The 11,743-nt window shown below is 74.6% G+C and carries 11 protein-coding genes; 6 read left to right on the top strand and 5 right to left on the bottom strand.

Annotated elements, in window-relative coordinates; genetic code table 11:
* Positions 1–127 precede the first annotated feature (127 nt).
* From ACIA8O_RS14370 to ACIA8O_RS14360, 3 genes are read right to left on the bottom strand one after another with little or no spacing between them, the layout of a single operon-like run.
* Positions 128–1,009, bottom strand: coding sequence for an SDR family oxidoreductase (locus ACIA8O_RS14370; protein ID WP_396294017.1), 882 nt, complete (start codon positions 1,007–1,009; stop codon positions 128–130).
* Positions 1,006–1,959, bottom strand: coding sequence for an alpha/beta fold hydrolase (locus ACIA8O_RS14365; protein ID WP_396294016.1), 954 nt, complete (start codon positions 1,957–1,959; stop codon positions 1,006–1,008). Before ACIA8O_RS14365 ends, ACIA8O_RS14370 begins: the two co-directional genes overlap by 4 nt.
* On the bottom strand, positions 1,956–3,581 hold the full coding sequence (locus tag ACIA8O_RS14360; RefSeq protein WP_396294015.1) for a flavin-containing monooxygenase: 1,626 nt from the start codon (positions 3,579–3,581) through the stop codon (positions 1,956–1,958). Before ACIA8O_RS14360 ends, ACIA8O_RS14365 begins: the two co-directional genes overlap by 4 nt.
* A gap of 178 nt (positions 3,582–3,759) precedes the next feature.
* Here ACIA8O_RS14360 and ACIA8O_RS14355 point away from each other — a divergent pair, with 178 nt between their 5' ends.
* Positions 3,760–4,503, top strand: a complete 744-nt coding sequence (locus ACIA8O_RS14355; protein ID WP_396294014.1) for a MerR family transcriptional regulator — start codon at positions 3,760–3,762, stop codon at positions 4,501–4,503.
* A gap of 267 nt (positions 4,504–4,770) precedes the next feature.
* On the top strand, positions 4,771–5,988 hold the full coding sequence (locus tag ACIA8O_RS14350) for an MFS transporter (RefSeq protein WP_396294013.1): 1,218 nt from the start codon (positions 4,771–4,773) through the stop codon (positions 5,986–5,988).
* A 19-nt stretch (positions 5,989–6,007) separates the two neighbouring features.
* On the opposite strand, the gene ACIA8O_RS14345 is transcribed toward ACIA8O_RS14350, so the two are convergent.
* The gene (locus tag ACIA8O_RS14345; protein WP_396294012.1) at positions 6,008–6,541 is read right to left on the bottom strand and encodes a GNAT family N-acetyltransferase; all 534 of its coding nucleotides are present in this window, start codon (positions 6,539–6,541) and stop codon (positions 6,008–6,010) included.
* A 161-nt stretch (positions 6,542–6,702) separates the two neighbouring features.
* Positions 6,703–7,482: an iron-sulfur protein gene (locus ACIA8O_RS14340; RefSeq protein WP_396294011.1), complete on the bottom strand. Its 780-nt coding sequence runs from the start codon at positions 7,480–7,482 to the stop codon at positions 6,703–6,705.
* A gap of 190 nt (positions 7,483–7,672) precedes the next feature.
* Between ACIA8O_RS14340 and ACIA8O_RS14335 the strand changes: the two genes are divergently transcribed.
* The 4 genes from ACIA8O_RS14335 to ACIA8O_RS14320 all read left to right on the top strand — a co-directional run bounded on the left by ACIA8O_RS14335 (position 7,673) and on the right by ACIA8O_RS14320 (position 11,589).
* Positions 7,673–8,632, top strand: a complete 960-nt coding sequence (locus ACIA8O_RS14335; protein WP_396294259.1) for a FecCD family ABC transporter permease — start codon at positions 7,673–7,675, stop codon at positions 8,630–8,632.
* On the top strand, positions 8,632–9,687 hold the full coding sequence (locus ACIA8O_RS14330; protein ID WP_396294010.1) for a FecCD family ABC transporter permease: 1,056 nt from the start codon (positions 8,632–8,634) through the stop codon (positions 9,685–9,687). Before ACIA8O_RS14335 ends, ACIA8O_RS14330 begins: the two co-directional genes overlap by 1 nt.
* Positions 9,684–10,505: an ABC transporter ATP-binding protein gene (locus ACIA8O_RS14325; protein WP_396294009.1), complete on the top strand. Its 822-nt coding sequence runs from the start codon at positions 9,684–9,686 to the stop codon at positions 10,503–10,505. Before ACIA8O_RS14330 ends, ACIA8O_RS14325 begins: the two co-directional genes overlap by 4 nt.
* A gap of 97 nt (positions 10,506–10,602) precedes the next feature.
* On the top strand, positions 10,603–11,589 hold the full coding sequence (locus ACIA8O_RS14320) for an ABC transporter substrate-binding protein (protein ID WP_396294008.1): 987 nt from the start codon (positions 10,603–10,605) through the stop codon (positions 11,587–11,589).
* Positions 11,590–11,743: the final 154 nt, after the last annotated feature.

Below are 11,743 nucleotides of genomic sequence, written 5' to 3'. Positions count from 1 at the left end.
CCGCGCACCCCCACCCCGGGCCCAAACTAGCCGTCCGCCCCGGGGGGGGGCGCCCGCCCCCGGGCCCCCCCCCCCGGGGGGGCCCCCCCCCCCCGGGGGGCGCCCCCCCCGCCCCTCGGGCGGGTGGTCAGTGCACCGGGCGGGTGGTGTCGGCTTCGCCGCCGGCGCCGACGGGGCGGAGGCGGGTGGCGGCGGTGGCCTTGAGTTGGGGGGCGAGCTTGGCGACGTCGCGGGAGCCGACGGCGGCGATGAGGGTGGGGAGGGTCCAGCGGAGGGGCTGCATGGCGCGGAGCCAGGGCTGGGCGTAGACGTGGGCGGAGCGGCGGGCGATGCCGTCGACGATGCGGTCGACGGCGGGCGGGAGGGGGTAGGTCTTGTTGGCGGGCCAGGGGAGGCGGGCGCGCATCTGGCGCAGGACGTCGTCCTGGTCGGCGCCGCGGACCATGTCGGTGTCGGTCCAACTCAGGTAGCCGACGCCGACCTTGACGCCCTGGTGGGCGACCTCGGCGCGCAGCGAGTGGGCGAAGGCCTCGACGCCGGCCTTGGAGGCGCAGTAGGCGGCCATCAGCGGGGCGGGGGTCATGGCGGCCAGCGAGGCGATCTGGAGGAGGTAGCCGCGGCTCTCGGTGAGGGCCGGGAGGAAGGCCCGGGCGGTGGCGACGCTGCCGAGCAGGTTGACCTCGATGACGCGGTCGAAGGTGCGCGGGTCGGAGTCGACCAGCGGGCCGCCGATGGCGATGCCGGCGTTGGCCATCACGGCGTCGATCCGGCCGTGCCGGTCCTGGATCTCGGCGGCCACCGCCTGGAGCCCCGCGAGGTCGGTGACGTCGGCCTCGTGCCAGGTGGCCAGCGGGCCGCACGCCTCGGCGGCGGCCTTCAGTTCGGTGGGCTCCAGGCCGACCAGGGCGGGGCGGGCGCCGCGTTCGGCGAGCTTGCGGGCCGTCAGGGCGCCGACGCCGCGGGCGGCACCGGTGACGACGACGACCTGACCGTTCAGCTGGGGGCTCATGAGGCGGCCTTCCGGGACGAGGGCTTGCGGACGGCGGGCAGGTGGGCGGCGGGCAGGTGGACGGCGGCGAGGCGGCGGATCTCGCCGGCCACCTCGGCGGGCCGCTCGACCGGGGCCATGTGGCCGGTCCGGGACAGTTCGACCAGCCCGGCCGGGGCCGGCAGGGCGGAGAGCAGGCGGTGGGAGTGGACCGGCGGGGTGAGCCGGTCGTGGGTGCCGACCACCACGGTGGTGGGGGCGGCCAGCTTGGCGACCTGGGCGTAGAGGTCCAAGGTACCGAGCACCCGGGACCAGCGGTACCGCACGCCGGTCGGGCAGGCGTGCACCACCTCCGCGGTGGCCGCGACCCGGTCGGCGGTGGTGTCGGGGCCCATGGTGGCGTACTTCAGGGCGGCCCGGCTGACCGCGCTGGAGCGGCCGAGCGGCATCCGGGACTGCAGCAACTGCCGTCCCAGGAAGGAGCGGAGGGGGCGCGGCAGCGAGGCCGGCACCACGTTGAGCTCGGCCAGCAGGTCGCCCGGCCCGGTGGAGACCAGCAGGTTGGCGGCGGTGCGGGCGGCGACCTCGCCGCGTTCGGCGGCGGCCATCACGGTCATGCCGCCCATGCTGTGTCCGGCGACCACGGCCTGCCGGCCGTCCGGGACCACCCGGAGCAGCACCGCCTCCAGGTCGTCGGCCAGCTTGACGGTGGAGTAGCCGGAGGCGGTGGGCGGGATGTCGCTGCGGCCGTGGCCCCGCTGGTCGTAGGCCACCACCCGGTGGTCGGCGGCGAGCCGGTGGATGACCGGGGCCCAGAAGATGGTGGAGCAGGTCCAGCCGTGGGCCAGCACCACCAGCGGGGCGTCCTCGGGGCCGAAGGCGGCGGCGTGGATCCAGTGGCCGTCCTCGGAGCGGATGCGGTACTCCTCGGCGGGGACGGGCATCACGCAGTCGGGCGGAAGTGCGGTCATGCGAGGGCCTCCTGAGGGTTCGTCACGGTCACCGGAGCGCCGGCGGGGCGGCGGACGACCTCGTACTCGGCGAGGTCGATCCGGCGGGTGGCGCGGCGGAAGGAGCTGGTGGAGCCGGGCCAGAGCACGGTGTTCTTGCCGCTGCCGTCCAGGTACCAGCTGACGCAGCCGCCGGTGGACCAGACGGTGCGGTCCATCTTGTGCTGGAGTTCGAGGTTCCACTGCCGCTGGGCCCGGGCGGTGGGCTGCAGGGCGCCGCCGCCGATCCGGTCCAGGGTGGTCAACGCGTCGATGAGGTAGTTCAGTTGGGACTCGATCATGAGGATCATCGAGCTGTTGCCGAGGCCGGTGTTGGGCCCGATGACGAAGAACAGGTTGGGGAAGCCGCGCACCGTGGAGCCGCGCAGCGCCTCCATGCCGTCCTTCCACTCGTCGGCCAGGCTGACCCCGTCCACGCCGAACACCCGCTGGGCGATGGGCATGTCGGTGACGTGGAAGCCGGTGCCGAAGACCACCGCGTCCACCTCGTGCTCGCTGCCGTCGGCGGCCACCAGAGTGGAGCCGCGGAACTCGCGCAGGCCGCTGGAGACCACCTCGGCGTTGGGGGCGGCGAGGGCCGGGTAGTAGGTGTTGCTGAGCAGGATGCGCTTGCAGCCGATCCGGTAGTCCGGGGTCAGCTTGGCCCTCAACTCCGGGTCCTTGACGCCCTGGTGGATGTTGCGCACGGCCAGCTGCTGGACCAGCTTGAGGGCGCCGGGGCGGCGCACGAAGGCGTCCACCTGGAGCTCGCGCAGGGCGAAGAGCACGCCGCGGCGGAGCTTGCCGGTGGGCGGCAGGGCGGCGTGCAGCCACTTCTCGGCGGCGGAGATCTCGCGGTCGTTGCGCGGCAGGACCCAGGCGGGGGTGCGCTGGAAGACCGTCAGCTTGCCGACCTTCGGCTGGATGGCCGGGATGATCTGGGCGGCCGAGGCGCCGGTGCCGACGATGGCCACCCGCTTGCCGGTCAGGTCGAAGTCGTGGTCCCAGCGGGAGGAGTGGAAGACCTTGCCGGGGAACTCCGCCAGGCCCGGCAGGTCGGGGATCTGCGGGTCGGCCAGCGGGCCGGCCGCGGAGACCACGGCGTCGGCGGTCCAGGTGCCGGCCGCGGTGGTGACCCGCCAGCGGTTCCGCTCCTGCTCCCAGCGCAGCTCCAGCACCTCGGCGTCGAAGCGCAGGTGGGGGCGGAGGCCGAAGGTGTCGGCGACGCGCTCCAGGTAGGCCCGGATGTCCGGCTGGAAGGAGAAGCTGCGCGGCCAGTCGGGGTTGGGGGCGAAGGAGAAGGAGTAGAGGTGCGAGGGAACGTCGCAGGCGCAGCCCGGGTAGCTGTTGTCCCGCCAGGTGCCGCCGACCGCGGAGGCGCGCTCCAGGATCACGAAGTCGGTGATCCCGGCCCTGCGCAGCCGGACGCCGGCGCCGAGGCCGCCGAAGCCCGAGCCGACCACCGCGACCCGGACGTGCGGGATCCGCTCGGGGGCCGGGGCCTGCTCCGGAGCCGGGGCCTGCTCGGGGGCCGGGGCCTGCTCCGGGACGAGGCCCCGCTCCGGGGCGGGGTCCTGGGACGTGCGCTTGGGGCTGGCTGCCATGCGTCGGCCTCCTGTGGGGTGGGAGCGCTGGGGGCGGGCGTCTCCGCTCCATTAGAACCGCGCCAGTGATTGCTGGCGCGATTGGCAGGGTAGTCCTTGCTGACACCCAGTGGAAGAAGGCGGACGGCACGGTTTTTCCCTGGCCCCGCCGGGCCGCACCGCGCCTATGCTGGGCGCCGTGGAGATCGAGCAGCGGCGCGAGCAGCGCGAGTACCGGGTCGAGGAGCTGGCCGAGGCGGCCGGGATCACCGCCCGCACGCTGCGGTTCTACCGGGAGCGCAAGCTGCTCCAGCCGCCCCGCCGGGAGGGCCGGATCGCCTGGTACGGGGAGCGGCACCTGGAGCGGCTGCGGGTGATCGGCGAACTGCTGGAGCGCGGTCACACCCTGGGCGGGATCGCCGAGTTGATCGGGGCCGGGGAGAGCGGGCAGGACGTCGCCGGGCTGATCGGCCTGCGGGACGCGATCACCGCACCCTGGTCCGACGAGACCCCGGTCCACCTGAGCTGGGCCGAGCTGCAGCAGGCCTTCGGCGACCAGCTCACCGACTCCACCACCGCCGAGTCGATCGCCCAGGGCTACGTCACGGTCGGGGAGGACGGCATCACCCACGTCAGCCGCCGCCTGATGGACGCCACCCGCGAACTGGTGGCCGAGGGCGTCCCGTTGGAGGCCGTGCTGGCGGTCAGCCGCAAGGCGCAGGAGTTCGCCGACGCGATGGCGGAGGCGTTCACCTCGCTGATCAGGGATCAGCTGCTCGGCTCACTGGAGCACGTGGCGGAGCTGACGCCCGGCGAGGCGGTCCGGCTGGCCGAGCAGGTGCGGCGGCTGCGGCCGCTGGCGCGCTCGGTGGCGGACGCCCAGTTCGGGCTGGCGATGGACCGCCGGGTGACGGCGGAGTACCGGGCGCTGATCGAATCCTGAGACGGCTTGCGCCGCCGGGCGGGAGCAACTTAGGGTTGCCTAAGTAGCCGTACCGGGCGGCCCGTGAGGGGTCTCGGTCCGTCCGGTTCGTAGGACGCCCCCTGTCACGGTCCGTCAGGGGGCTTCCTGCTTTGGGTGATCACACCGTTCCTCCGCGCCGCACGCCCCCCTAGGGTCGGGTCACGCACCCGCGGGATGACCACTCCTCAGGGCCGGTGGACGGGAGGCGGGCGCCCCGAGACCGGCCCGGACTCCCGGGGGGCTGGGATGGCCGCTGTCTTCTCCCACGGCGTTTTCGCCACGTTCGCGACCGCCGCGCGACTGACCGGCGGGCGGGTGCTGCTCTGGTCCGCGCTGGGCCGGCTGCCCAACGCCATGTGCCCGATCGGCGCGCTGCTGCTGGTCACCCACGACTCCGGCAGCGTCTGGCGCGGCTCGGCCGCGACCGGTGTGCTCGCCCTCGGCCAGGCGGCCGGCGGCCCGCTGGTCGGACGGCTCGCCGACCGGCACGGGCAGCGCGGTGTCGGGCTCGTCGCCGCCGTCGTCAACGCGCTGGCGATCGTGGGCCTGGTGCTCGGCTCACGGCTGGACACCGCCTTCCCGTGGCAGCTCGTCGCCGCCACCCTGATCGGGCTCTCGGTTCCGCTGATCGGGCCGCTCTCGCGCAGCCGCTGGGTCCGACTGGCGGACGGGGACGGGGAGTTGACCTCGGCCACGCTCTCGCTGGACGGCACCGTGGACGAGATCAGCTTCACCGCCGGGCCCGCGGTGATCGGGGTGCTGGCCACCCTGATCGACCCGGCGGCCGGGCTGCTGCTGGCGGCCGCGCTGGTCGCGGTCTGCGGCACGCTGTTCGCGCTGCACCCGACGGCGGCGCCCGGCCACGCGGCCCACCAGCGTTCGCCCGGACGGCTGTTGAGCGCGCCGTACGCGCTGCTGCTGGGCGGGATGGGGCTGCTCGGCGCCTGCTTCGGCTCGGTCCAGGTCGGGGTCACCGCCTCGGCCGAGGCCTTCGGGCACCCGGGAGCGGCGGGTCTGGTCTACGGCCTGATGGGCGGCACCAGCGCGGTGGCGGGGGTCGTCACGGCCGCCCTACCGTCCCGTTGGGACCTGCCGCTGCGGCTGCGGGTGTCGGCGGGGCTGCTGCTCGCGGCGGCGCTGCCGCTGCTGCTGGTCTCCACCGTGACGGGTCTGGCACTGGCGGTGGGCGGGCTGGGGCTGGCGGTCGCGCCGCAGGTGATCACGATGTTCGGGCTGGTCGAACGGACCGTGCCCACCGCCCGGTTGGGCGAGGCGATGGCCGCCCTGGTCAGCTCCATCACCCTGGCCCAGGCGGCCGGCACCCTGGCCGCCGGCCGCCTCGCGGAGGGCTACGGCCCCACCGCGCCGTTCACCCTGACCGCCTGCTTCGCCCTGGCCGCGCTGCTGCTCACCGTCCTGACCGCCACCGCCGACCGCTACCGCCCGGCCGTCGCGGGCGCCTGACGTCCGTGCCAGACAGGCGCTATGCCGCGCCCGGCGGCCGGCCGGGCTCGCGGGTCATGGGCAGGGTCCGCAGCCGCTCCCGCCAGAGGTACTCCTCGCCCGCGATCTCGAAGCCGTGGCGCCGGTAGAACCGGACCGCCCCCTCGTTGCCGGCCACGACCCCGAGGCGGATGGGCGCGGGCCCCGCCCAGGCGAGGAACTCGGTCATCATCCGCCCGCCGAGCCCGTGCCCCTGGGCGTGGTCGAGCAGGTACATCGGGCCGAGGGTGACCGAGCCCGACTCCTCGTGGTGGCCGCGGAGGTAGCCAACGACCTCCGCCCCCGAGCGGACCACCCGGCAGAAGTGCGGGGCGGGCTGACGGTTCGCCACCTCGATGAACTCCCGCCACCGCGCGACGCCTTCCGCGGTGGCGGACGGGCCGATCTGGCCGCGGATCCAGGCCTCGTCGACCCCCGCGTCCTCGTCGAGGTAGTTGTCCAGCCAGTTCCGCAGGTGCAGGGGCCCCAGGGCGGCGGCGTCCTCGGGCTCGGCGTCAGTGATCACGTAGGGCATGCCGGATGCTATCCGGCCACCGGCCCGCCGTGGCCGCGGGGGGAACCGGCCCCCGCCGCCCTCAGGAAGTGGCGGGGGCCGGGGCCGCGCCCGACCACCGTAGGGGGCCCCGCGGCGGTGGGCCCAGGCCGCCGTTCGGTCTCCGTCAACTGCCGGGGAGGTCAGGCCTCCAGGCGGGAGACCCGTTCGGCGTCGGGGGTGCGGGGGCAGGTGACGCAGGCGGTGGGCGGGTTGACGGCGTAGTAGAGGCAGCAGCCGAGGCGGGTGCGGGTGAGGTGGGTGCGGCCCTCGGTGCCGGCCAGGCGGCGGAAGTCGGCGCCGCCGGGGAAGGGGGCGGTGGAACCGGGGAGGACGGCGTCGGCGGTGCGGACGGCGTGCTCCTCCTGGCCGAGCATCCGGCCGAGGTACCAGATGCCGGAGACCAGGTCGTCCGTCACCATCCCCCAGAGGGCGCGCGGTCCGCGCTTCATGTGCGGCTGGAAGGCGTCCAGCACGGGGGTGACGTGGGCGGCCACGGCGGCGCGCAGGTCGTCCTCGTCACCGGGGGCGGAGCAGCCGGGACGGAGCGCCAGGTCGCCGGTGGCGGACTCGATCCAGAGCTGCTCCGGGTCGATCGCCGGGATCCGGCCGGTGAGGTACCAGGGGCCGGTGAAGAGCAGGCAGACGGACCAGAGGTAGTGGTGCAGCAGGCGGGAGGCGGCCACGTGGGAGCGGGGGACGGCGCCGTGCTCCTCCGTGATCCGGGTCACCTCACCGGCGATCAGGTCCTCGATCCGGGCGGGGAGTTCGGCGACCGGGATCCATCCCTGACGGGCCGTCGGCGCGGATTGGCCGGAATCGATGATCCGGACACGGAGCGTCCCGCAGACGTCGACCACCGAGCGCAGCGTCTCGGCCAGCCGCACGGTGTCGGAAGGCGCCTCGGGCACCAGCTGGAGCATCCGGTCTCCTCGATCGAATAAGGTGAGCCTCACCTTATAGATATCTGGGCGAGATGAGAAAGAGCCGACACCCGGCTTGACTCACTTAGGGCAAGCTAACCTAAGATTCTGCGTTGTGCTCACCACCGACCAGCAGCCGGAGTCCACAGCCCCGGCGCAGCGGACCTCCGCGGCCAGGCGACCTCTCGTCCTGCTCGCCGGTCTCGCCGCGCTCGTGCTGTGCACGGCGCTCAGCCTCGCCCTCGGGACGCGACCGATCCCGCTGGGCACCGTCCTTGACGCGCTGTCAGGGCGGATCACCGGAGGCGACGCCGACGTGGTCACCGGCCTGCGGGTCCCCCGCACGGTGATCGGGCTCGCGGTCGGCGCCGCGCTCGGCGTGGCCGGGGCGGTCGCCCAGGGCGTCACCCGCAACGCGCTGGCCGCCCCCACGACCCTGGGGATCAACGCCGGCGCCAGCCTGGCCGTGGTGGTGGCCATCTTCACCCTGAAGCTCAGTCAGCCGGTCGAGTACGTCTGGTTCGCCCTCGCGGGCGCGGCCGGCGCCGCCGTGCTGGCCTACTCGATGGCCCGCCGCTCGGGCGACCTCGACCCCGTCCGCCTGGCGCTCGGCGGCACCGTGCTGACCGCGGTGCTGACCGCCTGGACCTCCGCCGTGATGCTGGCCAGCCGCCGCACCCTGGACGAGGCCCGGTTCTGGCTGGCCGGTTCGATCGGCGGCCGCAGCCTGGACGTGCTCTACCCCGTGCTGCCGCTGCTGCTGCTCGGCCTGGTGCTGGCCCTGCTGGTCTCCCCCGCGCTGAACGCGCTGGCGCTCGGCGACGAGACCGCCCAGTCGCTCGGCGTCCCGGTGGCCCGGATCCGGGTGCTCGGCGGGCTGGCCGTGATCCTGCTGGCCGGCGCCGCCGTCGCGGTGGCCGGGCCGATCGCCTTCATCGGGCTGGCCGCGCCGCACCTGCTGCGCCCCTTCCTCGGCAACGACCACCGCTGGCTGGTGCCCGGCTGCATGATCGGCGGCCCGGTGCTGCTGCTCGCCGCCGACGTGCTCGGCCGCCTGGTGGTCCGCCCGTCCGAGATCGAGGTCGGCATCGTCACGGCCTTCCTCGGTGCCCCGCTGCTCGCGGTGCTGGCCCGGAAGGTGGCCCGCTGATGACCACCACCCTGACCCGGCCCGCCGCCGCGCCGCGCACTGGCGCCCTGACCCGGCAGCGCCGCCGCACCCTGCTGACCGGCCTGGCCCTGACGGTGGCTCTGGTGCTGCTCACCGGGCTGGCCCTGAGCACCGGTCAGGTGAAGCTGCCGCTGCTGGACGCGCTGCGCGCGCTGGTCGGCCTGGGCGACTCCGGCGACGTGCTGGTGGTGCAGGAGTTCCGCGCGCCCCGGGTGGTCTCCGCGCTGATCGCGGGCGCCGCCCTGGCGGTCTCCGGTTCGCTGCTGCAGCGGCTGTTCCGCAACCCGCTGGCCTCCCCCGACGTGGTCGGGGTGACCGGCGGCGCCTCCTTCGGCGCGGTGCTGATGCTGGCCCTGGGCGCCTCCCAACTGCTCATCCCGCTGGCCGCGCTGGGCGGCGGCCTGCTCGCCGCGCTGCTGCTGGGCGGTTTCGCCTGGCGCTCGAAGATCGCCGTCACCCGGCTGGTGCTGGTCGGCCTGGCGGTGCAGTCCGGGCTCGCGGCGGCGGTCAACCTGATGATCGTCCGCTTCCCGGCCGAGCTGGCCTCCTCCGCGATGCAGTGGACCACCGGGTCGCTCTACGGGCGGAACTGGACCGAGATCCAGCTCTGCGGCTCGGCCATCGCCGTGCTCACCGTGCTGGTCTTCCTGCTGAACCGTCAGGTCGCGGTGCTGGACCTGGGCGACGACTCGGCCGGCGGCCTCGGGCTCGACCCGCACCGCACCCGGCTGGCGCTGCTGCTGCTCACCGTCACCCTGGCCTCGCTGGCCGCCGGGCTGACCGGCCCGGTCTCCTTCGTGGCACTGGCCGTGCCGCACCTGGTCCGCTTCCTGGCCGGGCCGCCCACCCCGGGCACCCTCGTGCTGACCGCGCTCACCGGCGCCCTGCTGCTGCTCGGCTCCGACTACGCGGTGCTCAACCTGCTGCCCGTCCACGGCCTGCCGGTCGGCGCCGTCACCGCGACCCTCGGTGCGCCCTGGCTGCTCTTCCTGATGATCCGCCAGGGGCGGCTGCCCCAGGGGAGGAACGCATGACCACCGACAGCGCCAACCCCAACCAGCTGGCCACCGCCGGCCTCCAGCTGCGCTACGGCGACCGCCTGATCGTGGACGGCCTGGACCTCACCCTGCCCGGCGGCGCGGTGACCGCGATCGTCGGCCCGAACGCCTGCGGCAAGTCCACCCTGCTGCGCGGCCTCACCCGCCTGCTGGACCCGGCGGCCGGCACCGTCACCCTGGACGGCTCCGACATCCACCGGATGCCCGCCCGGGCACTGGCCAAGCGGCTCGGCCTGCTGCCGCAGCAGCCCGTCACCCCCGAGGCGATCACCGTGGAGTCGCTGGTCCGGCTCGGCCGGTACCCGCACCAGCGGATGCTCAGCCCCTGGTCGGCCGCCGACCAGGCCGCCGTCGAGGAGGCGCTGGCCCGCACCGGGACGGCGGAGCTGCGCGACCGGCCGGTGGACCAGCTCTCCGGCGGCCAGCGCCAGCGGGCCTGGATCGCGCTCGCGCTGGCCCAGGACACCGAGCTGCTGCTGCTGGACGAGCCGACCACCTTCCTCGACCTGCGCCACCAGCTGGACGTGCTCGACCTGGTCGCCGACCTGCACGAGGAGGCCGGCCGCACCGTGGTGATGGTGCTGCACGACCTCGGCCAGGCGGCCCGGTACGCCGACCACCTGGTGGTGCTGAAGGACGGTCACCTGATGGCCGCCGGGGCACCCGCCGAGGTGCTCACCGCCGAGCTGGTGGAGAGCGTCTTCCAGGTGCCCTGCCAGATCGTCCCCGACCCGGAGACCGGCACCCCGCTGGTCGTCCCCCGCGCCAGGAGCCGCCGCCCGGCGCGCGTCTGACGCACCCCCACCCCCCAACACTCCCGGCCCGGGCTCCCCCGCCGCGCCGCCGGTCGCTCCACCCTGCCTGCACCCACTCACAGCAAGGAACCCCGTCATGCGCAGAACCCCCGCCGTCCTCCTGGCCGCCGCCCTCACCGTCTCGCTCGCCGCCTGCGGCAGCGACGCCAAGTCGGGCGACGCCAAGCCGGCCGCCGAGGGCTCGAAGGCCGCCGACGCCGCGGTCTTCCCGCGCAGCGTCAAGCACGCCATGGGCACCGCCGAGATCAAGGCCCAGCCCAAGAAGGTCGTGGTCCTGGACAGCGGTGAGCTGGACGACGTCATCCTGCTGGGCATCACCCCGGTCGGCGCGGTGGCCCCGCACCTGAAGACCGAGGGCGGCTTCCCGGCCTACCTGACCGGCAAGGTCACCGGCACCAAGGACGTCGGCCCGAGCGCCGAGCCGAACCTGGAGCTGATCGCCTCCCTCAAGCCCGACCTGATCCTGTCCTCGAAGGTCCGGCACGAGAAGGTCTACGACAAGCTCAACGCCATCGCCCCGACCGTGATGGCCGAGACCACGGGCTTCCCGTGGAAGCAGAACCTGGCCCTCTACGCCGAGGCGCTGGGCAAGGAGGCCGAGGCCAAGCAGAAGCTCTCCGACTACGAGGCCAAGGCCAAGAAGCTCGGCGAGGCCATCACGGCCAAGAACAACGGCACCGCGCCGACCGCCTCGGTGGTCCGCTTCGTGGCCGGCCCGACCCGCCTCTACGCCAAGTCCTCCTTCTCCGGCACCGTGCTGAAGGACGTGGGCCTGAACCGCCCGGCGCCGCAGGACGTGGACAAGAACATCCTGGACATCTCCACCGAGCAGATCAGCCAGGCCGACGCCGATCTGGTCTTCGTCACCGTCGCCACCGACCCGAGCAAGACCAAGCAGGCCGAGACCCAGGCCAACCCGGTCTGGCAGGGCCTGAACGCGGTGAAGAACAACAAGGTCTTCAACGTGCCGGACGAGACCTGGATGTCCGGCATCGGCGTGCTGGCCGCGGAGCAGATGCTCGGTGACATCGCCAAGGCCGCCGGCGTCGACGCGCCCAAGTAGTCCACCCCTCCCGGCCGGGGGGGGGGGGGGGCCCCCCCCCCCCCCCCCCCCCCCCCCCCCCCCCCCCAGGCCCACCCCCCCCCCCCCCGCGCGAGCGCGCCCCCCACCCCCCCCCCCACCCCGCCCCCCGGCCGTCCGCGCCCCCCGCGGCGCC

It is taken from the genome of Kitasatospora sp. NPDC051853, from assembly GCF_044452665.1.
In the GTDB taxonomy this organism is placed as follows: Bacteria; Actinomycetota; Actinomycetes; order Streptomycetales; family Streptomycetaceae; genus Kitasatospora.
This window is presented reverse-complemented; position numbering and strand designations above follow the sequence as displayed.

Excerpts from the sequence above, each read along its gene's own strand:
- ACIA8O_RS14360 (WP_396294015.1), bottom strand. The coding sequence starts at position 3,581 with ATGGCAGCCAGCCCCAAGCGCACGTCCCAGGACCCCGCCCCGGAGCGG.
- ACIA8O_RS14370 (WP_396294017.1), bottom strand. The coding sequence starts at position 1,009 with ATGAGCCCCCAGCTGAACGGTCAGGTCGTCGTCGTCACCGGTGCCGCC.
- ACIA8O_RS14325 (WP_396294009.1), top strand. The coding sequence starts at position 9,684 with ATGACCACCGACAGCGCCAACCCCAACCAGCTGGCCACCGCCGGCCTC.
- ACIA8O_RS14365 (WP_396294016.1), bottom strand. The coding sequence starts at position 1,959 with ATGACCGCACTTCCGCCCGACTGCGTGATGCCCGTCCCCGCCGAGGAG.
- ACIA8O_RS14350 (WP_396294013.1), top strand. The coding sequence starts at position 4,771 with ATGGCCGCTGTCTTCTCCCACGGCGTTTTCGCCACGTTCGCGACCGCC.
- ACIA8O_RS14340 (WP_396294011.1), bottom strand. The coding sequence starts at position 7,482 with ATGCTCCAGCTGGTGCCCGAGGCGCCTTCCGACACCGTGCGGCTGGCC.
- ACIA8O_RS14320 (WP_396294008.1), top strand. The coding sequence starts at position 10,603 with ATGCGCAGAACCCCCGCCGTCCTCCTGGCCGCCGCCCTCACCGTCTCG.
- ACIA8O_RS14330 (WP_396294010.1), top strand. The coding sequence starts at position 8,632 with ATGACCACCACCCTGACCCGGCCCGCCGCCGCGCCGCGCACTGGCGCC.
- ACIA8O_RS14345 (WP_396294012.1), bottom strand. The coding sequence starts at position 6,541 with ATGCCCTACGTGATCACTGACGCCGAGCCCGAGGACGCCGCCGCCCTG.